Genomic DNA, 22,834 nt, shown 5'->3' with positions numbered 1-22,834 from the left:
CCCACCCCCCGGCGCGCCCCCCCCCGGGCCTGCGGGCGCCCCGCGCCGGGGGGGGGGGGGGGCGCCCGCCCCACGGCCGAACACCATTGAGTCCTCGATGCGCTCGAAGCGCCTGCTGAGCACGTCACTCAAAAAGTTGTGGCTCACCTTCCACGGCCGACGCGTGCCGGATTTCGGGTGCACATGTCGACCACGCTTCACGTAACCCGATTCCAGATGGAACGTCGGCTGCTCAGGCATCTCCGTGTCGCCCAGGTGCGGATATGCATGGGTGTAACCGCGAGAGTTCATGTACGCCAATAGATTTGCGACGGACCGTGCAGTCAGGTCGGCGCCCAATGTCCAGGACGCGTTGATGTAACCAAAGCTCCAGGCCATGTTCGGAACATCCTCGAGCATGTGTCGCCTGTACAGGAAGTGCTCGTGGGGATCGATCTTCTCTCCGTCGACGCTGACGGTGACGCCGCCCAGCGCTTGCAACTGCAGCCCGGTCGCCGTGATAACGATGTCGGCTTCGATGCGCCGCCCCGACTTCAGCGCGATGCCGGTGGCGTCGAAGTGATCGATGTGGTCGGTCACCACCTCGACCTTGCCGTCACTGATCGCCTTGTACAGGTCACCCTCCACGATGAAGCACAAGCGCTGATCCCACGGGTCGTACGGCGGCGTGAAGTGGGTGTCGATCGGATAGCCAGCGGGCAGATTGCGCTCCGCGATGCGGCGCAGCGCCCGCTTGCTGAATTCGGGCGTCTTGCGCGCGACAACCCACATCAGCTGGGCGACGAATGCGTTGCGCCACCGAACGATCCAGTGAGCGACCCGCAGCGGCAATGCTTTCCGCAGCGCAATCGCCGTCGGCTCCTTCTTCACCGCCGAGATCATGTAGGACGGCGTGCGTTGCAGCATCGTCACGTGCGCCGCTTTTTCGGCTAACGACGGGATCAGACTGACCGCCGTAGCGCCGCTGCCGATGACCACGATCCGCTGGCCGGCATATTCGAATGATTCTGGCCAGTGTTGCGGGTGGATCACCTCTCCGGCGAAGTCCGCAATACCTGGGAACGTCGGGTTGTACGGATTGTCATAGTCGTAATAGCCGGTCCCGAAGAACAGAAATCGGCATCGGTACGTCTTTTCGGCGCCGTCCCGCCCGGTCTGCACCGTCCAGGTGTCGGTGTCGGAGCTCCAGTCGGCCGAACGCACGTACGTGTCGAATCGGATGTGCTCGTCGATGTGATGCTTGCGCGCCGTCTCGTCCAGATACTCCCAGATATGGTCACCGTCGACGATCATCTCGGGCCGTGTCCAGGGCTCCCACGGAAAGCACAGCGTGTAGATATCGCTGTCTGAGCGCACGCCCGGATAACGGAACAGGTCCCACGTTCCGCCGACTCGCGCGCGCCGTTCGAGGACCGCATAGCTCAGCTGCGGGTTGCGCTCGTGTATGCGGTAGGCAGCACCGATGCCCGAGAATCCAGCGCCGATGATCAGTACGTCGAAGTACTCGGCGACATTCGGACCCATGTCACCCACCATAAGCCGAGGTCAGCATCGACGCCATGATCCCGTCGTGGCTGACCCACCGCCGCGAGGGTGGGCAGAATGCCGGCGCTGGCAGCGTGTCGATGTACAGACGCGCACGCTCGCGCAGGGTGATTACCCTTGAGCCGTGGACGCTCCCGAGCTGGTCGCGCTGTTGGCGGGACGCCGGGTCGCGGTGCTCACGGGCGCGGGGATATCCACCGACTCGGGCATTCCCGACTACCGTGGTCCCGACTCGCCGCCGAGCAATCCCATGACCATCGGCCAGTTCAGGTCGGATCCGGTGTTCCGGCAGCGATACTGGGCGCGCAACCATGTCGGCTGGCGGCATATGGATGACACGCAGCCCAACGCCGGGCACCGCGCGTTGGCCGCGCTGGAGCGCGCCGGCGTGGTGACCGGAATCATCACCCAGAACGTCGATCTGCTGCACACCAAGGCCGGCAGCGCGAACGTGGTCAATCTGCACGGCACCTACGCCCAGGTGATCTGCCTGAGCTGCGGCTTCACGGTGAGCCGTGCCGCGCTGGCCGAACGACTCGAGGCGCTCAACCCTGGATTCATCGAGCGCGCCGAAGCGATCGGCGGGTTGGCGGTCGCACCCGACGCCGACGCCGTTGTCGCCGATACCGCGTCGTTCCGCTACCTCGACTGCCCGCGCTGCGCCGGCATGCTCAAGCCGGACATTGTCTACTTCGGCGAGAGCGTGCCCAAAGATACTGTCGCCCAGGCTTACTCGGTGGTCGATCAAGCCGAGGTGCTACTGGTCGTGGGCTCGTCGCTGACGGTGTTCTCCGGCTACCGGTTCGTGCGGCACGCCGCCGCACTGGGCATACCGGTCGCGATCGTCAACCGCGGCCCCACCCGCGGCGACGACCTGGCAACCGTGAAGGTCGACGGCGGGTGCTCGGAACTGCTCACGCTGCTGGCCTCCGAACTAGGGCGGGAACTAGGAGGGACGCTGTTAGCGCCGAGCCTGTAAATCTGCAGAAGAAGTTCGAGTGAGGGTCTGCAGATTTACAGGCTCGGCGTGGGGCCTCGACGAACTCTTGCAAACGATCAGAAGGTGCAGGGCATGCTGCGCACGGCGTGGATGAAATTGCCTGCCACGTAGTTCGGATCGCCCGCCTGGATGTCGGGCAGCTGCCGGAGCAGCTCGCCGAAGATGGCGCGCAGCTGCGCGCGGGCCACATGAGCCCCGAGGCAAAAGTGCAGTCCTCCGCCGCCGAAGCCGACGTGCGGGTTGGGGCTGCGGCTCAGGTCCAACCGCTCGGGGTGGTCGAAGACCTCGGTGTCCCAGTTGCCGGACGGATAGAACATGACCACCTTCTCCCCCGCCAGGATGGTCTGGCCGCCCAGCTCGAAATCCGTTGCGGCCGTGCGGCGGAAGGTCATCACGGGCGAGGCCCAACGGACGAATTCCTCGACCGCGGTGCCGATCCGGTTATCGAAATCCTCGAGCAGCCATGCCCTCTGGTCTCCGAAGTCGGTGAGCGCCTTCATGGCATGGCTCGTGGTCTGGCGGGTGGTGTCGTTGGCCGCCACGGAAAGCAACACGAAGAATGCGGCCACGTCGGCATCGGAAAGCCGATCGCCGTCCACCTCGGCGTGCACCAGGCCGCTGATCAGGTCGTCACCGGGATGCTCACGGCGCTCGGCGGCGAGCGCGCCGGCCACCTGATGCACGTAGATCTGGTTCTCGAACAACACCTCCATCGGGGTGCGGCCGTCGAGGAAGTCCGGGTCGGCCCACGACACCATGGCATCGGTGGCGCGGGCCATGTGCTCACGCTCGGATTCCGGGATCCCGACCATGTCCGACAGCGTGCGGATGGGCAATTCCTTGGCGCAGAGGTCGACGAAATCTGCGCCGCTGCCGGCCGCACGCAGTTCTTCGACGATGGTCTTGGCGTTCGCTTGGATCGAATCCTCGATGCGACGCACCTGCCGCGGGGTGAACGCGGCGCTGACAAGCTTCCGCAGCTTCGTGTGCCGCGGCGGGTCCATTGCGAGGAACGACTGCGACGCTTCGAGCAGCTCGACCGGGATGCTCTCGAACATCACGCCCTTGCCGGACAGGAACGCCTCGTTGTTGCGGCTGACCGTGACGATGTCCGCGCGCCGGGTGACGGCCCAGTAGCCGGGATCGTCGGGATCGGGCATCAGGGCGTCCTCGACCGGCGGATGCCAGCTCACCGGGCGCTCGGCCCGCAGCACGGCGAACGAGCGCTCCCGGTCCGCCGCGGTGGTGGACCAAAACGCACGGGAGGACAGATCGATGGTGTCGTAGGCGCGGGCAATGGCAGGCGTAGCCGTCATGGGGATCCTCCAACGAACCGAAAGCCGTTCACCGACGATATGCCTAGACACTTTGTCTAGTCAATATGTCGAATAGTCGGCTATGCTCGGTAAATGCCGTCGGTCACCCGGAAGCCGCAGGCCAGGCGCGAGCACACGCGCCAGCAGCGGCGCGAGCAGATGGAGCGCCGGCTGCTCGATGCGACCGAGCGGCTGATGCGCGACGGCGCCAGCTTCACCGAGCTCAGCGTGGACCGACTAGCGACCGAGGCGAGCATGTCGCGGGCGAGCTTCTACATCTACTTCGAGGACAAGGGCCACCTGCTGCGCCGGCTCGCCGGGCAGGTATTCGCGGACCTCGCGGAGGGCGCCGAACGGTGGTGGAGCGTGGCGGGGCGGCACGATCCCGACGACGTGCGCGCGGGGATGGCCGCCATCATCGAAAGCTATCGCCGTCATCAACCGGTGCTCGTCGCACTGAACGAGATGGCCGCGTACGACCCCTTGGTCGGCGCGACCTATCGCAATCTGCTGACCGCGATCACCGGGCGGTTGGCCCGTGTCATCGAAGACGGCCAGGCCGACGGCTCCATCCGGCATGAGCTGTCGGCCGCCACCACGGCGAGCGCACTGACGTGGATGGTCGAGCGGGCGTGCCAGCAGAATCTTCCGAGTGCCCCGGCCTCCTACGACACGGAACTGGCTGAGACACTGGCCGAGATCGCTTGGGGTGCACTGTATCTCAAGCCCATGCCAGCAAAATGAGCTACACGGTCACCAAATCGTCGGCGTGCACCGCGGGGCGGCGCAGCTCGCCGGGTAGGTCGGACGTGGACCTGCCCATCATGGTGGCGAGCTCGGCCGCGTCGTAGGCGACCACCCCGCGGGCCACCATGGTCGCGTCCGGTCCGTGCAACTCGACGACATCCCCGGCGTAGAACCGGCCCGACACCGAGGTGATACCCGCGGCCAGCAGCGAGCGGCGTTGGTGCGCCACCGCGCGCACCGCCCCCTCGTCGAGGCTCAGCGTGCCGGTCGACTCCGCGGCATAGCGCACCCAGAATCGGCGGGCCGACATCCGGACGGGACGCGCGGCGAACACGGTTCCGGTCGAGGCGTCGGTGAGCGCCGTCGCGGCGTCGGTCGCCGCGGCCAGCAGCACCGGAACCCCCGCGTCGGCGGCCAGCAACGCCGACGACACCTTCGACGCCATCCCCCCGGTGCCCAGGTGGCTGCCCGGGCCGGCGACCACGCCGTCCAGGTCCGCCGACCCCGCCACCTCGGGAATGAAGCGCGCCCCCGGCACCTTGCGGGGATCGGATTCGTAGAGGCCGTCGATGTCGGAGAGCAGCACCAAGGCCTCGGCGCCGACCAGGTGGGCCACCAGCGCCGAGAGCCGATCGTTGTCGCCGAACCGGATCTCGTTGGTGGCCACCGTGTCGTTCTCGTTGACGATCGCCACCGCATGCAGCGCGCGCAACCGATCCAGAGTGCGCTGCGCGTTGGTGTGCGAGGCGCGGATGGAAATGTCGTGCGCGGTCAAAAGCACCTGTCCGACCGTGCGGCCGTAGCGCGCGAACGCCGCGCTCCAGGAATTCACCAGTGCGACCTGCCCGACGCTGGCGGCCGCCTGTTTGGTCGCCAAATCCTTTGGGCGACGGGCCAATCCGAGCGGATCGATGCCGGCGGCGATGGCGCCGGAGGACACGATGACGACGTCGGTGCCCGCCTTCATGCGCGCCTCGATCGCGTCGGCCAGTCCGGCCAACCGCCCGGCGTCGAACACTCCCGACGGCGTGGTCAGTGCGTTCGTCCCCACCTTGACGACCAGACTGCGCGCGGTCCGGATGGCTTCTCGCTGCGCGCTCACGAGGCCCCACCTTCGGGACCGTGCTCGCGCCGCTGGCGTCGGGCGGCCTTGCGCTCCGCGGCGCCCACCCGTTCGGTGCGTTCCAGCCGCGCGTCGGTGCCGCGGCCTGACAGCGCGACCTGTTGACCGGCCGGGGTTTGCGGCTCCCAGTCGAACGTCATCTCGCCGATGGTCACCGCGCATCCCGGCTGCGCGCCCAGCCGCAGCAGCTCCTCCTCGACACCGAGGCGTGCCAGCCGGTCGGCGAGATAGCCGACCGCCTCGTCGTTGTCGAAATTCGTTTGACCCACCCACCGCTCAGGGCGCGCGCCGGTGACGGTGAAACCGCCGTGCCCGTCGGGCTCGACGGTGAAGCCGCTGTCGTCCACCGGCACCGGACGGATCACCGGGCGCCGCACTACCGGCGCCGGTCGCGATGCGTTGTACTCCGAGATCATCGACCAGAGCCCAAAGATCAACGGCTGCAACCCTTCCCGGGTTGCCGTTGATACCAGGAATACCGGCCAGCCGCGCGCGGCGACGTCGTCGCGGACGAACTCGGCTAGCTCACGAGCCTCCGGCACGTCGATTTTGTTGAGCACCACCGCCCGCGGTCGTTCGGCGAGGTCGACCAGCGCCGGATCCCCTTGCAGCGTGGGCGTATACGCCGCGAGTTCGGCCTCCAGCGCGTCGATGTCGGAGACGGGGTCGCGACCGGGTTCCGCGGTCGCGCAATCGACGACGTGAACGAGCACCGCGCAGCGCTCGATGTGCCGGAGGAAATCCAGGCCCAGGCCGCGGCCTTGCGATGCGCCCGGTATCAGGCCCGGCACGTCGGCGACGGTGAATGCGTGCTCGCCGGCGGAGACCACGCCCAGGTTGGGAACCAGCGTGGTGAACGGGTAGTCGGCCACCTTGGGCTTGGCCGCCGAGATCACCGACACCAGCGAGGACTTTCCGGCGGACGGGAATCCGACCAAGCCGACGTCCGCGACGGTTTTGAGTTCGAGGGTGAGGTCGCGGGCCTGGCCGGGCTCGCCGAGTAGCGCGAAGCCCGGGGCCTTGCGGGCGCGCGAGGCGAGTGCGGCGTTACCCAGGCCGCCGCGGCCACCGGCGGCGGCCTCGAAGCGGGTGCCCGCCCCCACCAGGTCGGCGAGCAGCCGCCCGTTTTCGTCCAGCACGACGGTGCCGTCGGGCACCTTGACTTCCAGGTCGGAGCCGGCGGCGCCGTCGCGGTTGTTGCCCATCCCCTGCTTGCCCGACGGCGCGGTGACGTGGGGATGGAAATGAAAGTCCAGCAGGGTGTGCACCTGCGGGTCGACGATCAGGACGATGCTGCCGCCGCGGCCGCCGTTGCCGCCGTCGGGTCCGCCCAGCGGCTTGAATTTCTCCCGGTGGACCGACGCGCAGCCGTTACCGCCGGAACCCGCCCGCGCGTGGATGACGACTCGATCGACAAACCGAGGCATCGGCGGTCCTCTCAGCTACCCGCATGCACGGGCGCGGCGACCTCAGTCGGTGGTCTGCCCGGCCGCGACGATGTTGACGGTCTTGCGGCCGCGCTTGACGCCGAACACGACCGCACCGGCCGCCGTTGCGAACAACGTGTCGTCACCGCCGCGGCCCACGTTGGCGCCGGGGTGAAACTTCGTGCCGCGCTGGCGGACGATGATTTCGCCGGCCTTGACGACCTGGCCACCGAACCGCTTGACGCCCAGCCGCTGCGCGGCCGAATCGCGACCGTTGCGCGAGCTCGATGCGCCCTTCTTGTGTGCCATATCTGTCGCCTCCGCTACTTGATCCCGGTGACCTTCAGGACCGTCAGCTGCTGACGATGTCCCTGACGCTTGTGGTAGCCGGTCTTGTTCTTGAACTTGTGGATGCGGATCTTGGGGCCCTTGGTGTGCTCGAGCACCTCACCGGTCACCGCGACCTTGGCCAGCGCGGCGGCGTCGCTGGTGACCTTGGCGCCGTCGACGACGAGCGCGACCGGCAGCGAGACCTTGGCGCCCGGCTCGGAGTCGAGCTTCTCGACCTTGACTACGTCTCCGACGGCGACCTTGTACTGCTTGCCGCCGGTCTTGACGATTGCGTAGGTCGCCATCGTGGGTGCACCTCTGTTTACTCGTGGGCACGCGTCACCGGTTGCGTGCGCGTGGTGGGTCTGGGTCACGGGAGGCTGGCGCGCGGGCCTCATCTCTCCCGCTGTCGTCGGCCCGGCAGGCCTGACGACAACTGTCCAAGGGTACGTGACCAGCGGCTACAGGGTCAAACCGGCTCGCCTGACCGGGGTCAGTCCACGTGGATGGGCGGGCCGGCCGGCCTACCCGCCGCGCGACGCCGGCGCGGACGTCCCGCGACCAGCCCGCGTTCCCCCCCGCCCGTCTCGGCGTCGGAGTCGTCGTCGGAATCCTCGACGTCCAAGTCGTCGTCGTCGAGGTCGAGATCCTCGTCATCGTCGTCGAGGTCCTCATCATCGAGATCCTCGTCGTCGAGCTCGTCCTCATCGTCGTCGTCGGAGTCCTCGTCGGCCTCGTCGGCCTCGTCGGTCTCGTCGATGTCCTCGACGTCCTCGTCGGAGTCCTCGAACTCAGCCCGGTCGGCGTCCTCGAGGTCGGCGGGAACCTTGTCCTCGGTCCGTTCGTCGATATCGGTGGTGGTTTCCGTGTCCTCGTCGGATTCGCCGGTTTCGCCGTCGCCGCGGCCGGCCGCCATCGCTTTGAACATCGGGTGCTCGCCGGGAGCGTGTGCGGGCACCTTGGCCACCGCGGGTTCATCGGATCGACTCTTCTTCGACCGCTTGCCGCGCCGACCGCCGGACTCGGACTTGCGCCCGCTCGTGGGGGCCGAATCGACCGGGTCGCCGTGCACCAGGAGCCCGCGCCCGGCGCAGTTCGGACAGGGCGTGGTGAACGCCTCGATCAGCCCGGTTCCCAATCGCTTGCGGGTCAGTTGGACCAGGCCCAGCGAGGTCACCTCGGACACCTGGTGGCGGGTGCGGTCGCGGGCCAGCGACTCGGTGAGGCGACGCAGCACCAGGTCGCGGTTGGACTCCAGCACCATGTCGATGAAGTCGATGACCACGATGCCGCCGATGTCACGCAGCCGCAGCTGGCGGACGATCTCCTCGGCCGCCTCGAGATTGTTCTTGGTGACCGTCTGCTCGAGGTTGCCCCCGGACCCGGTGAACTTCCCGGTGTTGACGTCGATCACGGTCATCGCCTCGGTCCGGTCGATGACCAGCGTGCCGCCCGACGGCAGCCACACCTTGCGGTCCAGCGCCTTGGCCAGTTGCTCGTCGATGCGGTGCACCGCGAACACATCCGGTCCGGGCGAATCGTCCGGCCCGGTGGCGGGCTCATACTTGGTGAGCTTCGAAACAAGTTCCGGGGCAACGGAATTCACGTACTCGTTGATCGTGTTCCACGCCTCGTCGCCGGAGACGATGAGCCCGGCGAAATCCTCGTTGAACAGGTCGCGGATGACCTTGACCAAGACATCGGGCTCTTCGTAGAGCGCCACCGCGGCGCCGGCCGCCTTTCCCTTGATCTCGGTCGCCTTGGCCTCGATCTGCTCCCAGCGCTCCTGCAAGCGGGTGACGTCCTTGCGGATGTCCTCTTCCTTGACGCCCTCCGACGCGGTACGGATGATCACGCCGGCGTTCGACGGCACCACCTCCCGCAAGATCTGCTTCAGCCGCTGGCGTTCGGTGTCGGGCAGCTTGCGGCTGATCCCGGTCGACGACGCGCCCGGCACGTAAACCAGATAGCGGCCCGCCAGCGACACCTGCGTGGTCAGCCGTGCGCCCTTGTGTCCGACGGGGTCCTTGCTGACCTGGACGACGACATAGTCGCCGGGCTTGAGCGCCTGCTCGATCTTCCGGTCGGCGCCACCCAGTCCCGCGGCTTCCCAATTGACCTCTCCGGCGTAGAGCACGCCGTTGCGGCCGCGGCCGATGTCGACGAAGGCCGCCTCCATCGACGGCAACACGTTCTGCACGATTCCGAGGTAGATGTTGCCCACCAGGGACGCCGAGGCGGCCGACGTGACGAAGTGCTCGACGACGATGCCGTCCTCGAGCACCGCGATCTGCGTGTAGCGCGCGCCCGGGTGCGGCGGTTCGGTGCGGACCCGGTCGCGCACCACCATCATGCGTTCGACGGCCTCGCGTCGCGCCAGGAATTCCGCCTCGGTCAGCACCGGCGGGCGGCGGCGCCCGGCATCGCGGCCGTCGCGGCGTCGTTGCCGCTTGGCCTCGAGTCGAGTCGAGCCGTTGATGCCCTTGATCTCGGTGCCGGACGAGCCGTTGGAGTCGTTGTCGTCGGCCTTGCCGGAGCGTGGGGCCCGCTCGTGTACGACGGTGTTGGGCGGATCGTCGGGTGACGGTCCGTCGTCATTGTCGTCGCCCGAACCCGACTTGCGGCGCCGGCGGTGCCGGCGGCGCCGGTTGCCCGCCTCGGACGAACCGTTCTCGTCGTCGCCGATGTTGTCGTCGTCGGAGTCGTCGGAGTCCTGGTCGTCGTCGTCCGAGTCGGAGTCGGAAGAGTCCGTGTCGGTCTGGTTGTCGGACCCACCCTGTTCGCCCCGGCCGCGCCCACGGCCCCGGCGGCCGCGGCGCCGGCGCCGGTTGGCGGGCCGGTCGGCCTGATCGTCCTCGTCGTCGTCCGCGTCGGAGTCGTCGGAGTCGGCAGCGTCGTCGGCGCTCCTGTCGTCGTCACCCCGCTCAATCGGTTGCGGCGCGACGAACAGCGGCATGTAGTGCGGCCGGTCCACGGGATCTGAGCTCTGCAGCATCAGCCGGGATTCGGGCTCCTCCGCCGGTTCGCCGACCGCGGCGGACGCCGTGGCCTCCGGTTGGGCGGCGGCCAGCAGATCGCGGACCCGGATCGCGTCGTCGCGGTCCACGGTCGAATGGGCGCTACGGATCCGTCCATCCAGCGCGTTGAGCGCGTCCAGCACCTGCTTGCTGGTGGTTCCCAGCGTTCGTGCCAGCGAATGGACTTTTAAGCTTTCCGGCAGTTCCTCGTGCTGGATCGGCTCGTGTGATGGGTCTGAAGGTGGTGCACCGTTTACCACGTAGTCTCCTCAAGCCCCCGGGCGCGTCCTTTCGACGCGGCCACGCGAGGGCTTCGCTATGGGCCCGGGTCCACTTCCCCCGGACTTGTGATGGTCTCGCCCCGGGCGGCTCAGGTAAGAACTCGCTCGGCGCCGTGCTGAATGTCGGCCTGACATGCCGCGCAACACCACGGGTTCGCGATGGTCGCGCTTGTCTAAGTCTTCATTCGGGTGTCCGACGCCGGTCCGGCGACGTTCACCCAACTATAAGTATCCCACATCACGGCCCGGGTCCAGCGGCACCCGACTTCGGCGCTCCGCAAACCCACCCTGATCCCCGCGCGGCCCGCTATCGTCGCCTGGCTAAACGCCGGGAAACCACAGCGCGATCTCGCGCTTGGCCGAATCGGCCGAATCGGAGCCGTGCACCAGGTTGAACTGCGTTTCCAGCCCGAAGTCGCCGCGGATGGTGCCGGGCGTGGCCTGGTCGACCGGGTCGGTTCCCCCGGCGAGCTGGCGAACCGCCGCGATCGCTCGCGGGCCCTCCACGATTGCCGCCACTACCGGACCCGAGGTGATGAACTGCAGCAACGACTCGAAGAACGGTTTGCCCTCGTGCTCGGCGTAATGCTGGCTCGCCAGCTTCGCGTCGATGTGTCGGAGTTCGAGCGCGGCGATGGCGAGACCTTTGCGCTCGATGCGGCCGATGATCTCGCCGACCAGCCGCCGCTCGACGCCATCCGGCTTGATCAGTACCAGGGTCCGTTCCGTCACGGCGGACAGCGTACAGAATGCGGCGGCGATCAGTCGGGTGGCGGCTGGCCCTGCGGCTGTCCGTATTGCTGCCGCCGCCTGACCTCGGCCCGCAGGTAGGCGATCAGCAGCCACACACCGGCGAACAGCAAACCGATGAAGCCCACGCCGGGGTAGATCAGGAACCCGGCGACCAGCACCGCTTGCACGCCCAGGTTCACCCAAATCGCCCACGGTCGGCGCTGCAGCCCGGTGAGCAGGATCAACAGCGCGGCCAGGCCGATCAGGTAGCCCAGCGATACCGGGTTCAGGCCGCCGCCGACGGCGCCGACCACCGGGATCGCCAGCAGCACCACGATCGCTTCCAGAAGCAGGGTCGCGGCCATCACCGCGCCGAAGCTCTTCCATGGGTCTGCGGGTGGCACGGGTCCCTGGGGGCTTGGGGCGGTCATTGCGGATCACGACCGAACAAGGTGCGCGCGGCCCCGGCCGTGACGACCGAGCCGGTGATGACGATCCCGGTGCCGGAGAACGCGCCCGCTTCGGCGTCCCCGAGCGCGGCCGCGTCGTCGACCAGGGCGGTAGCGACCTCGATGGCGTCACGCAGGTCCTCGGCCGTCGTCACGCGCTCCGGGCCGAACCGCGCCCGGGCCGCCACCGCCAGCGATTCGACGTCCAGCGCCCGCGGCGACCCGTTGTGGGTCACCACGACGGAGTCGAACACCGGCTCCAGCGCGGCCAGGATGCCGTCCACATCCTTGCCCGTCAGCACGCTGAGCACGCCAACGACATAACGGAATTCGAACTCGTCGGCGAGCGCCTGCGCTAGCGCGGCCGCCCCGGCCGGGTTGTGCGCGGAGTCGATAAACACCGTCGGCGCGCTGCGCATGCGTTCCAGCCGGCCGGGACTGCGGACCGCCGCGAAACCGGCCCGGACGGCGTCGATGTCGAGCTGACGCTGCGCGCCGGCGCCGAAGAACGCCTCGACCGCCGCCAGGGCCACCGCCGCATTGTGCGCCTGATGTTCGCCGTGCAGCGGTAGGAAGATGTCGGAATACACCCCGCCAAGGCCCTGCAGCCGCAACACCTGCCCGCCGATCGCCACCTGGCGATCCAACACCGCGAACTCGGAATCCTCTCGGGCGACCGCCGCGTCGGCGCGCACGGATTGGGCCAACAGCACTTCCATCACCTCGGGCGGCTGCCGCGCGATGACCGCGACGGTGTCGGGCGCGCCGTCAGGCGCCTTGGTGATGATGCCCGCCTTTTCGCCGGCGATTCCGCGGATGTCGTCGCCGAGATAGTCGACGTGGTCGATGTCGATCGGCGTGATGACGGCCACGGGCGCGTCGATCACGTTGGTGGCGTCCCAGCGTCCGCCCATGCCCACCTCGACGACCGCGACCTCGACGGGTGCGTCGGCGAACGCGGCGAACGCCATGCCGGTCAGCACTTCGAACTTGCTCATCGCCGGCCCGCCGGCGGCCTGCGATTGCTCGTCGATCATCTGCACGAACGGTTCGATCTCCCGATACGTCGCCACGTAACGCGCGGGGCTGATGGGTTCGCCGTCGATCGCGATGCGTTCGACCGCCGACTGCAGGTGCGGGCTGGTGGTTCGACCGGTGCGCCGGTGCAACGCGGTGAGCAGCGCATCGATCATCCGCACCACCGAGGTCTTGCCGTTGGTGCCCGCGACGTGGATCGACGGGTAGCCGCGCTGCGGCGAGCCGAGCAGATCCAGCAGCGCGGTGACCCGGGTCAGGCTCGGCTCGATCTTGGTCTCGGGCCAGCGCTGGTCCAGCAGGTGCTCGACCTGCAGCAGGGACGCGATCTCGTCCGGTGTGGGCACCATGGCGTCGGTGTCGAAGCGTCCCGGTCCCGGCGACTCGGTCATTGCAGCCCGGCCAGCCTGGCGGTGATCCGTTCGGTTTCCTCTTGGGCCACCCGCTGGCGGTCGCGGATCTTGCCGACGACCTGCTCGGGAGCCTTGGCCAGGAAGTCGTCGTTGGCCAATTTCGCGGCGGTGGAGGCCAGCTCCTTTTGCGCTGCGGCCAAATCCTTTTCGAGACGACGGCGCTCGGCCGCCACATCGATCGTGCCCGACGTGTCGAGTTCGAGCATGTCTGTGCCGGACCCTTGGCGGACCTCCAGCGACGCCGACGGGGTGAAGTCGGGCCCCGGCGCGGTCAGCGAGGTCAGGGCCATCACCTGTGCGCTCAGTTCTCCCCCACCACTCAGGCGTGCCGACACCTTCTGCCGATCGGCCAGCCCTTGATCGCTGCGGAACCGCCGGATCTCGGTGACAAGCTTCTGCAGGTCGCTGATCCGTTGTGCGGCAACCGGATCCAGCGCGATACCCGAGGGCTTCGGCCATTCGGCGATGACCAGTGACTCCTGGTTGGTCAGGGCCTGCCACAGCGCCTCGGTGACGAATGGGATGACCGGGTGCAGCAACCGCAGCAGCGTGTCGAGTACCGCCGCCAGCACGGCGGTCGTGTGGGCGAGCCCTTCGGAAAGCTGCGTCTTGGCCAATTCGACATACCAGTCGCAGAATTCGTCCCAGGTGAAGTGATAAAGCGACTCGCAGGCCCGGCTGAACTCGTAGCCGTCGAACGCCGAATCGACTTCGGCGCGAACCTCTTCCAGCCTTCCCAGGATCCAGCGGTCGGCGTCGGTCAGGTCCGCAAGGTCGGGCAGCGGCGCCGGGCTGGCGCCGTTGAGCAGCGCGAACCGTGTCGCGTTGAACAGCTTGGTGACGAAACTGCGCGACGCCCGGACGTGATCCTCGCCGACGGCCAGGTCACTGCCGGGGCTGGAACCGCGCGCGAGGGTAAACCGCAGCGCGTCGGCCCCGAACTTTTCCACCCAATCGAGGGGGTCGACGACGTTGCCCCGCGACTTGCTCATCTTGCGGCCGAACTCGTCGCGGATCAGCCCGTGCAGGAACACATCGGTGAACGGCACCTGCGGGCCGCGGCTGCCGCCCACGGTGATCGCGTCGTCACCGCCGACGAAGGTGCCGAACATCATCATCCGCGCCACCCAGAAGAACAGGATGTCGTAGCCCGTCACCAGAACGCTTGTCGGATAGAACTTTTCCAATTCGGCGGTCTTCTCCGGCCAACCGAGCGTCGAAAACGGCCACAGCGCGGACGAAAACCAGGTGTCCAGCACGTCGGGATCCTGCGCCCAGCCATCCGGGGGTGTGTCGTCTGGGCCGACGCACACCTGTTCGCCGTTGGGCCCGTACCAGATCGGGATGCGGTGGCCCCACCACAGCTGTCGCGAGATACACCAGTCGTGCATGTCGTCGACCCAGCCGAACCAGCGCGGTTCCATGCTGGCGGGGTGAATCACGGTGTCCCCGTTGCGCACCGCGTCGCCGGCGGCCTTGGCCAGCGATTCCACCCTGACCCACCACTGCAGCGACAGACGCGGTTCGATGATTTCGCCGCTGCGCTCCGAATGCCCGACGCTGTGCAGGTACGGCCGCTTCTCCTCGACGATGCGGCCCTGCGCGGCCAGCGCCTCCCGCACCGCCACCCGCGCCTCGAAGCGGTCCATGCCGTCGAACTCGGTTCCGGTGTCGACGATAAAGGCCTTGGTGTCCAAGATGTTTGGCATCGGCAGCTCGTGGCGCAGTCCGATTTCGAAGTCGTTGGGATCATGCGCGGGCGTGACTTTGACCGCCCCGGTGCCGAATTCGGGATCGACGTGGTCGTCGGCGACGACGATGAGTTGCCGGTCGATGAACGGGTGCGGCAATGTGGTGCCGACCAGATGCCGGTAGCGCTTGTCGTCGGGATGGACGGCGATCGCGGTGTCGCCGAGCATCGTCTCGACCCGAGTGGTGGCGACCACGATGTGTGGCTCGTCGTCGTCGAGTGACCCGTAGCGGAACGAGACCAGCTCGCCCTCGACCTCGTCGTAGACGACCTCGATGTCGGAGATCGCCGTCTGCAGGACCGGCGACCAGTTGACCAACCGCTCGGCCCGATAGATCAGTCCGGCGTCGTAGAGCCGCTTGAAGATGGTCCGCACCGCGCGGGACAGGCCGTCGTCCATGGTGAACCGGTCGCGACTCCAATCCACCCCGTCACCGATACGGCGCATCTGGCCACCGATGGCGCCGCCCGACTCGCGCTTCCAATCCCAGACCTTGTCGATGAACAGCTCTCGACCGAAGTCCTCCTTAGTCTTGCCGTCCACCGCGAGCTGTTTTTCCACCACGCTCTGGGTCGCGATACCCGCGTGATCCATGCCCGGCTGCCACAGCACCTCATAGCCCTGCATGCGCTTGCGGCGCGTCAGGGCGTCCATCATGGTGTGTTCCAGCGCGTGACCCATGTGCAGGCTGCCGGTCACGTTCGGCGGGGGCAGCACGATCGAGTACCCGGGTTTGGTGCTGGCCGAGTCCGCCGCGAAGTAACCGGCGTCCAGCCACTTCTGGTAGATCGCGCTTTCCATCGCGCCCGGCTCCCACGACTTGGGCAGGTCGGCTCCGGAACTAGGACTGGCGGTCACCGGTCAATTCTAGGGATCGGCGCGGGTCACCCAGCCAGCCGGTCGACCCGCAACGACACACCGGCGTCCGGAAACCGCGCCAGCAGGGCATCGCCCATCGCGGCCGCCGGGGTCAGCACGCCCCGCAGGTCCGAGAGCTTGTCGCGATCGAACGCAAGTGCAAGTGCGCTCTCTCCCAACAACACCGAGGTCGCCTTGTAGCCGGGGTCCCCGCGCTGCTCCATTCTCGCCACATAGCGAGCGCCGCCGGTCGTTGTGGTGTACGTCTCAACCTTGTAGTAGCCGCGCTCCCGGGCCTCCGCACTGGGACCGGTCCCCGGCTCGGGCAGGACCCGCTCCACCAGGCGACGCGGCAACAGCCGGAAGTAGCGGCTGCCCATCGCGAACATCGCGTTGCCGATGCCGCCGAAGACAGCCGACGCCACGGGCGCGACGGCCGACGACCCGAGGCTCATGTTCTCGTCGTAGCGGAAACGCCTGCCGTAGGCCCAGTCCAACAATGCGTTGCTGCGCCGCACGATCCGGGTGTTCGTGGGCGCCATCAAGAATCCCGCGGTCCACACGCCGGATAGTTCCGGCGCGAGGTCCCGGCCACGGCGCGAGGGCAGGTCGGGCTGCCGGCCGAGTTCGGGCTCCGCGCCGCGGTCGGTGCTCAACGTGTAGGGGTCGGCGAGCTGGCGGCGCGCGTCGGGGTCGCTCGAGGCGGTGTACAGGACTTCCAGCAGCGACGCGTAGGTGCCGCCGGAGAATCCGCCCCGCAGAGAGCGGACGACGAAGTGGGTGTCGCCGAGCTCGCCGGCGCCGTCTGCCTGCGCCGCGAGATGCAGCGCATAAACGGTCAGATCTGACGGGATGGAATCGAAGCCGCAGGCGTGCACGATTCGGGCGCCGGTGTCGGCCGCTTGCTTGTGGTACAGGTCGATGCTCTGTCGCATGAACGGCGGCTCGCCGGTCAGGTCCGCGTAATCGGTGCCGGCCGCGGCGCACGCGGCCACCAAGGGCAACCCGTAGCGGGTGTAGGGCCCGACCGTCGTGACGACGACTCGCGTCCGGGCGGCCATGTCCTCCAGCGACGACGGCGAGGTGGCGTCGGCGCTCAGGGTCGGCCAGTCCCGCGCGGATGCGCCGAGGGTGTCCCGGACGGCGCGCAGCCGGTCCGGTGACCTGCCGGCCAGCGCGATCCGGGCCTCACCGCCGGCGCGTGCCAGATACTCGGCGGTCAGCTTCCCCACAAAGCCCGTCGCGCCGTACAACACGATGTCGAATTCGCGCGGCGTTGCGGTCACGGGCCCGACGCTACCCCGACCCGCAGATAAGTAATGCCGGGCCCAAGGCCCGGCATTACTTATACGTGCGACGGCGAGGCCGTCAGTTTTCGGCAGTCGGTCAGCCGCGGCGGCCGCAGACCGGCCAGGCGCCGATGCCCTGCGAGTGCAGCACGTTCTCGGCCACGCGGATCTGCTCCTCACGGCTGGCGCTGGACGGGGAGCCCGACCCACCGTTGGCGTGCCACGTGCTCGACGTGAACTGCAGCCCACCGGAGAAGCCGTTACCGGTGCTGATGCCCCAGTTGCCACCAGACTCGCACTGCGCGATCGCGTCCCAGTTCACGCTGTAAGCCTTGTGAGCCGGGGGCATCGGCGGGTTGCCGTCGAAGCCCGCGGGGGCGGGCGGCGGCGGAACCTCAGGCGCCGCGGGCGGCGGCGGAACGTTCGGGTCGAAGCCGGCCGGCGCGTCAACGGGCGCCAAGGCCTCCGGCACCGCGGGCGGCGGCGGAACGTTCGGGTTGAAGCCCACAGGGGCCGCGGCGTCGGGAGCCGGAGGCGGGGGCGCGTCGGGGCCCTGCCCGGCCGGGGGAACGTTCGGGTCAAAGCCCATCGGCTCCGCGTGGGCGGACGGCATCGTCACGAGCGAGCCCGTGATCGCGGCGAGGATGAGCGTCTTACGGACGTTCTTCAATATCGTTCCTTTCGCGGTGCGCGCGCGCCAAAGCAAACCCACAGCCGTGGGTTTGGGGGGTGCAGTTGTCCAAGCGGAAAAGTGCTTCGGGACGTGCCGTCTCGTTCGGGCACGACAGCGGGACTGGTCTGGCCGGCGAGCTATCGCCTACCGACCGCGGGACGGCTGTCGCCGACCGCAGCCCCGCTCACACGCGGGTCCGTGGATTCAATTTTTCGGTACTTTCCGTCACCCGTTTCGGGCTACCAGGGACCGTACGAGAACCGATTGCATTCGTCATCTCGAGAGAACGTGCATCTCAGTTTGATAACGACGTGATCACGGCGCGATAGCACAAATAATTTTGCAGGTCAGCAACCATTTATTCGGCCCCATCCGACCATGATCGCTACCCGGTTCCCGTGAGCCGAATCACGTACATTTTGTGAGCTGGCACACGATTTGCGGCGATGCGCCGGCGCGCGTCGCAGGGACAAGCCGCGCAGGGTACACGGCGACCAAGCCCAATGGGCGCCCGACACGCGCGACTTGACAAGATTCGGACATATGTAACTTCGAAAGCCGAAGTGCCTCAGCCTAATTGGCCGGCTCATGGTAGCGCGGCGGAAGACCACGGGCAAGTGCTTGCACCGACGTCGACCGGTCCGCCGCATCGTCCACATTTACACGACTTACCCACTGCCCCAGTGGTTTTGGCGACGTTCGTCCATCCGGCCCCAGCCATGACTACGGTCCGACACGAGCTGACGAGAAGGCGTGCTCCCGGATCGACAATTTGCGCTGCGCAATTTGCCAGCCTCACTCGCGGCGCCGGACTGCCGCGTCGCGCGGGACCGAACTCAACCTGGTACGATGTACGTCGGGGCTCATGCCAAATCGCCACGGCGCCAACGTATTACGGCGATGGTAACGAATGGCGTGACGATGGGCTTTTAGACGTGTTCGGATACTAACTAGAGGCAATAGTTTCTAACCGGCTGATATTGCCGATTCGAGAATTCAAAGCCATTTGTCAAACCCGAGTTAAGCAATTGTGTCGGCGAAATAAAATAAGCGCACCGATTACGCGGCGCATTCTTTCGAGCTGTCGGCTCGTGTCAGGCTCCGGACCGCACCAGGGCACGCAGGTCAGCGTCGCTGTTGACGTTGGTCAACGGACGCGAATCCGATGTGACGATTCGCTGCGTGTCCGAAACGTCAACCAGGGCACGCATTTTGCGCTCACCGGCGGCCACCAGCGCCTCGGCCCGGGCGGCGAGATCGGTCCGGTATACCGCGGCCAGAAAATGATCCCGGCCGTCCCACGGCAACACGACTTCCGCGTTGGTCTCCAGCGCGCGGCGGGCGAGGTCATCGATCAGTTCAGCGCTCAGCAGCGGCATGTCCACGGCGCAGATGAAAGCGAGGCGGGTGCCCGCGTCGGAGGCGGCGCGCAGTGCGCGCGCGGTCGCCGGCAACGGCCCCTGGCCGCCCAACTCGTCGCGGATGATGCGGGCCTGCAGTGCGGGCAGCGGTTGTCCCTGCGCGGCCATCACCAAAACCGGTTCGCAGCGCTGCGCGAGGATGCCGACAACGTGCTCAACCATCGTGGTCGCACCGGCGCCCGAAGAACCGGGGAAGGGCAGGGTTGCTTTGTCGCGGCCCATCCGCCGCGACTCGCCTCCAGCGAGTACTACCCCGGCCAGTGAGACTGCGTCGGGCACGAGCTGGGCCACCTTAGTCGACGGTCCAGGTGTCGCGCCCGCGCAACAGTGACTGCAGCGCAGCGGTATCGAACGGCTTGGACGACTGGGCCGCACGAACCTGGGAGCGGGCCGCGTCGTCGTAGGTGGGCCTGTTGATGTTGCGGAAGATGCCCAGCACCGTGTGCTCGAGGTTCTGGTCCGACAACCGCGACAGCGCGTACGCGTAGGCCGAGTCGTCGGCCTGCGCGTCGTGCACGACGATCTCCTCGACGGCCACGTCGGCGGTCTTGGCCACCTCGAGGCTGAAGCCGGACTTCACCACGCAGTATTCGCCGTTGGCGCCGAAGACAATCGGCTCGCCGTGGCGGACGTTGATCACCCGCTCCTCGGCGCCCTCCTTGCGCAGCGCGTCGAACGAGCCGTCGTTGAAAATCGGGCAGTCCTGCAGGATTTCAACCACGGCGGCGCCGCGATGCTGGGCGGCAGCCCGCAGGACCTCCGTCAGCCCGTTGCGGTCGGAGTCCAGTGCGCGGCCGACGAAGGTCGCTTCGGCGCCCAGCGCCAACGACACCGGGTTGAACGGGTGATCCAGCGATCCCATCGGCGTGGACTTGGTGACCTTGCCGACCTCGGACGTCGGCGAGTACTGCCCCTTGGTCAGGCCGTAGATCCGGTTGTTGAACAGCAGGATCGTGATGTTGACGTTGCGGCGCAGCGCGTGGATCAGGTGGTTGCCACCGATCGACAGGGCGTCGCCGTCGCCGGTGACCACCCACACCGACAGGTCCTCGCGGGCCAGTGCGAGCCCGGTCGCGATGGCCGGGGCCCGGCCGTGGATGGAGTGGAACCCGTAGGTCTCCAGGTAGTACGGGAACCGGCTGGAGCAGCCGATGCCGCTGACGAAGACGATGTTCTCCCGGCGCAGCCCCAGCTCGGGCAGGAAGTTGCGGATGGTGTTGAGGATGACGTAGTCGCCGCAGCCCGGGCACCACCGGACCTCTTGATCGCTGGTGAAGTCTTTGCCCTTCTGCGGCTGATCCGTCGTGGGCACGCCGTCGTTCTTCGTCAACCTCGGCGTCAACCCGAGGTCTGTGCCCGCTAGGTCGCTCGTCATTCGATAGCTCCCGCTCCAACTGTTGCTGCCGCCATTCTGGCGACCATCGTCTTATCGTGCTCGATTTCGGCCAATGTTCCGCCCAGCGCGGCGCGGATGACGCGCCCGATCTCGTCGGCCAGGAACGACACGCCCTGGACCTTGGTGACCGATTGCACGTCGACCAGATACTTGCCGCGCAGGATCAGCGCCAACTGCCCCAGGTTCATCTCCGGCGCGACCACCTTCGGGTAACGCCGCAGCACCTCGCCGAGGTTCGCGGGGAACGGGCTGAGGTAGCGCAGGTGGGCGTGCGCGACCTTGATGCCCTTTCGCCGCGCGCGACGGCAGGCTTCGCCGATCGGGCCGTAGGAGCTGCCCCAGCCGATCAGCAGCAGCTCGGCGTCTCCGGTCGGATCGTCGACTTCCAGGTCGGGGACGGAGATGCCGTCAATCTTGGCCTGGCGCAACCGGACCATGAGGTCGTGGTTGATCGGCTCGTAGGAGATGTTGCCGCTGCCGTTCGCCGCTTCCAAACCGCCGATGCGATGTTCCAGTCCGGGTGTGCCCGGAACGGCGAACTGACGCGCCAAGGTTTCCGGGTCGCGGTTGTAAGGCTGGAAGGGTTCGTCGGGCTTGGCGAAGATGTGCTTGATCGGCTCCAGCGAGCCGACGTCCGGAATCCGCCATGGCTCAGAGCCGTTGGCGATCGAGCCGTCGGACAGCAGGATCACCGGGGTGTGGTACGACACCGCGATGCGCACCGCCTCGAGCGCGGTCTCGAAACAGTCGGACGGCGACCGCGGAGCCAGGACCGCCACCGGCGACTCCCCGTTGCGGCCGTACAACGCCTGCAGCAGGTCGGCCTGCTCGGTCTTGGTGGGCAGCCCGGTCGACGGCCCGCCGCGCTGCACATCGATGACCAGCAACGGCAACTCGGTCATCACGCCCAGGCCCAGCGCCTCGGACTTCAGCGAAATCCCCGGTCCCGACGTGCTGGTGACGCCCAGCGCCCCGCCGTAGGAGGCGCCGATCGCCGCACAGATGCCGCCGATCTCGTCTTCGGCCTGGAAGGTGATCACGTTGAAGTTCTTGTGCTTGGACAGCTCGTGCAGGATGTCCGAGGCCGGCGTGATCGGATAGCTGCCGAGCACCACCGGGATGCCGGCCAGCTGCCCGGCCGCCACGATGCCGTAGGCCAGCGCGGTGTTGCCCGAAATCTGCCGGTATTCACCGGCCGGCAACGTCGCGCGGGAGACCTCGTAGGTGGTGCCGAACGCCTCGGTCGTTTCGCCGTAGTTCCAGCCCGCCTTGAGGGCGAGCACGTTGGCCTCCGCGATGTCGGGCTTGCGGGCGAACTTCTCCCGGATGAATTTCTCGCTGGCCTCGATCGGGCGCCCGTACATCCACGACAAAAGGCCAAGGGCGAACATGTTTTTCGCGCGTTGGCCGTCTTTCTTCGACGCGCCGATCGTCTCGACGGCCCCAAGGGTCAAGTTGGTCATCGCGACGGAGTGCACGACGTAGTCGTCGAGCTCGTCGGACTCCAGCGGGTTGGTTACGTAGCCGACCTTCGTCAGGTTGCGCTTGGTGAATTCGTCGGAGTTCGCGATCACCATTCCGCCGCGCGGCAGGTCGCCGATGTTGGCCTTCAGCGCCGCGGGGTTCATGGCGACGAGCACGTCCGGTCGGTCGCCGGCGGTCAAGATGTCGTAATCGGCGATCTGAATCTGGAACGACGAGACGCCGGGCAGCGTGCCTGCCGGGGCGCGGATCTCCGCGGGGTAGTTCGGCTGGGTCGCCAGGTCGTTTCCGAAAAGCGCTGCCTCCGACGTGAACCGGTCGCCGGTCAGCTGCATACCGTCGCCGGAGTCCCCGGCGAAGCGGATGACAACTTGCTCCAGCCGCTGACGGTCGGACCCGTTATGACGGATCTCGCTATGAGAATCTGATCCGGCTCCGCTGCCGTTCGGATCCACGTCTCCGCCCTCCATTTGTCAATCGGATAGGCACTCCACTGGAGCTTTAGGGTACGCGCCGATGGAGTGACTCCCGTGCCCTGAAGCTTGTGTG

Annotated in this window: 18 protein-coding genes; 2 read left to right on the top strand and 16 right to left on the bottom strand. The window is 67.5% G+C overall.

Annotation, left to right across the window (positions count from 1 at the left end):
- Positions 1 to 1,524: NAD(P)/FAD-dependent oxidoreductase (locus tag A5747_RS23180; protein WP_083700600.1), on the bottom strand; the 1,524-nt coding region annotated here is incomplete at its 3' end.
- A 145-nt stretch (positions 1,525 to 1,669) separates the two neighbouring features.
- Between A5747_RS23180 and A5747_RS23175 the strand changes: the two genes are divergently transcribed.
- Complete coding sequence (locus A5747_RS23175; protein WP_076128685.1) at positions 1,670 to 2,524, top strand: NAD-dependent deacetylase; 855 nt, start codon at positions 1,670 to 1,672, stop codon at positions 2,522 to 2,524.
- A 77-nt stretch (positions 2,525 to 2,601) separates the two neighbouring features.
- On the opposite strand, the gene A5747_RS23170 is transcribed toward A5747_RS23175, so the two are convergent.
- Positions 2,602 to 3,861 (bottom strand): cytochrome P450, encoded by a 1,260-nt coding sequence (locus tag A5747_RS23170; RefSeq protein ID WP_076128683.1) that lies wholly within the window; start codon positions 3,859 to 3,861, stop codon positions 2,602 to 2,604.
- A 93-nt stretch (positions 3,862 to 3,954) separates the two neighbouring features.
- Here A5747_RS23170 and A5747_RS23165 point away from each other — a divergent pair, with 93 nt between their 5' ends.
- Positions 3,955 to 4,605, top strand: coding sequence for a TetR/AcrR family transcriptional regulator (locus A5747_RS23165; RefSeq protein ID WP_076128681.1), 651 nt, complete (start codon positions 3,955 to 3,957; stop codon positions 4,603 to 4,605).
- A 1-nt stretch (position 4,606) separates the two neighbouring features.
- Here A5747_RS23165 and proB read toward each other — a convergent pair whose 3' ends face one another.
- The 14 genes from proB to A5747_RS23095 form a co-directional block, all read right to left on the bottom strand.
- Positions 4,607 to 5,710, bottom strand: a complete 1,104-nt coding sequence (gene proB, locus A5747_RS23160; protein ID WP_076128680.1) for a glutamate 5-kinase — start codon at positions 5,708 to 5,710, stop codon at positions 4,607 to 4,609.
- Positions 5,707 to 7,158 carry a GTPase ObgE gene (gene obgE / locus A5747_RS23155; RefSeq protein ID WP_076128678.1) on the bottom strand — a complete coding sequence of 484 codons (1,452 nt, stop codon included), beginning with the start codon at positions 7,156 to 7,158 and terminating at the stop codon, positions 5,707 to 5,709. Before obgE ends, proB begins: the two co-directional genes overlap by 4 nt.
- Positions 7,159 to 7,200: 42 nt before the next feature.
- On the bottom strand, positions 7,201 to 7,467 hold the full coding sequence (rpmA, locus tag A5747_RS23150) for a 50S ribosomal protein L27 (protein WP_076128676.1): 267 nt from the start codon (positions 7,465 to 7,467) through the stop codon (positions 7,201 to 7,203).
- Between the two features lie 14 nt (positions 7,468 to 7,481).
- Positions 7,482 to 7,793, bottom strand: coding sequence for a 50S ribosomal protein L21 (gene rplU / locus A5747_RS23145; protein WP_076064380.1), 312 nt, complete (start codon positions 7,791 to 7,793; stop codon positions 7,482 to 7,484).
- A 188-nt stretch (positions 7,794 to 7,981) separates the two neighbouring features.
- A complete protein-coding gene (locus A5747_RS23140; protein WP_076128674.1) occupies positions 7,982 to 10,765 on the bottom strand; it encodes an Rne/Rng family ribonuclease in 2,784 nt (927 codons plus the stop codon).
- Between the two features lie 342 nt (positions 10,766 to 11,107).
- Positions 11,108 to 11,518: a nucleoside-diphosphate kinase gene (gene ndk, locus A5747_RS23135; RefSeq protein WP_076128672.1), complete on the bottom strand. Its 411-nt coding sequence runs from the start codon at positions 11,516 to 11,518 to the stop codon at positions 11,108 to 11,110.
- Between the two features lie 29 nt (positions 11,519 to 11,547).
- Positions 11,548 to 11,949 carry a DUF4233 domain-containing protein gene (locus A5747_RS23130; RefSeq protein ID WP_076128670.1) on the bottom strand — a complete coding sequence of 134 codons (402 nt, stop codon included), beginning with the start codon at positions 11,947 to 11,949 and terminating at the stop codon, positions 11,548 to 11,550.
- Complete coding sequence (locus tag A5747_RS23125) at positions 11,946 to 13,394, bottom strand: folylpolyglutamate synthase/dihydrofolate synthase family protein (protein WP_076128668.1); 1,449 nt, start codon at positions 13,392 to 13,394, stop codon at positions 11,946 to 11,948. The genes A5747_RS23130 and A5747_RS23125 overlap by 4 nt, the downstream gene beginning before the upstream one ends.
- Positions 13,391 to 16,024, bottom strand: coding sequence for a valine--tRNA ligase (locus A5747_RS23120; RefSeq protein ID WP_076128666.1), 2,634 nt, complete (start codon positions 16,022 to 16,024; stop codon positions 13,391 to 13,393). The genes A5747_RS23125 and A5747_RS23120 overlap by 4 nt, the downstream gene beginning before the upstream one ends.
- Before the next feature lie 26 nt (positions 16,025 to 16,050).
- Positions 16,051 to 17,310, bottom strand: coding sequence for a trans-acting enoyl reductase family protein (locus A5747_RS23115; protein ID WP_076128664.1), 1,260 nt, complete (start codon positions 17,308 to 17,310; stop codon positions 16,051 to 16,053).
- Positions 17,311 to 17,410: 100 nt separating this feature from the next.
- Entirely contained in the window at positions 17,411 to 17,983 is a 573-nt protein-coding gene (locus tag A5747_RS23110) for a transglycosylase family protein (protein WP_076128691.1), read from the bottom strand.
- 1,097 nt (positions 17,984 to 19,080) lie between these two features.
- Entirely contained in the window at positions 19,081 to 19,698 is a 618-nt protein-coding gene (gene mobA / locus A5747_RS23105; protein WP_083667351.1) for a molybdenum cofactor guanylyltransferase, read from the bottom strand.
- A 1-nt stretch (position 19,699) separates the two neighbouring features.
- On the bottom strand, positions 19,700 to 20,782 hold the full coding sequence (locus tag A5747_RS23100; RefSeq protein ID WP_076128662.1) for a 2-oxoacid:ferredoxin oxidoreductase subunit beta: 1,083 nt from the start codon (positions 20,780 to 20,782) through the stop codon (positions 19,700 to 19,702).
- A complete protein-coding gene (locus tag A5747_RS23095) occupies positions 20,779 to 22,740 on the bottom strand; it encodes a 2-oxoacid:acceptor oxidoreductase subunit alpha (protein WP_139333272.1) in 1,962 nt (653 codons plus the stop codon). The genes A5747_RS23100 and A5747_RS23095 overlap by 4 nt, the downstream gene beginning before the upstream one ends.
- Between the last annotated feature and the right edge of the window lie 94 nt (positions 22,741 to 22,834).

The sequence above is a fragment of the Mycobacterium sp. IS-836 genome (assembly GCF_001954275.1).
Lineage (GTDB): Bacteria > Actinomycetota > Actinomycetes > Mycobacteriales > Mycobacteriaceae > Mycobacterium.
Note: the sequence above shows the minus strand (reverse complement) of the source record. Positions and strands in the feature narration are given on the sequence as shown.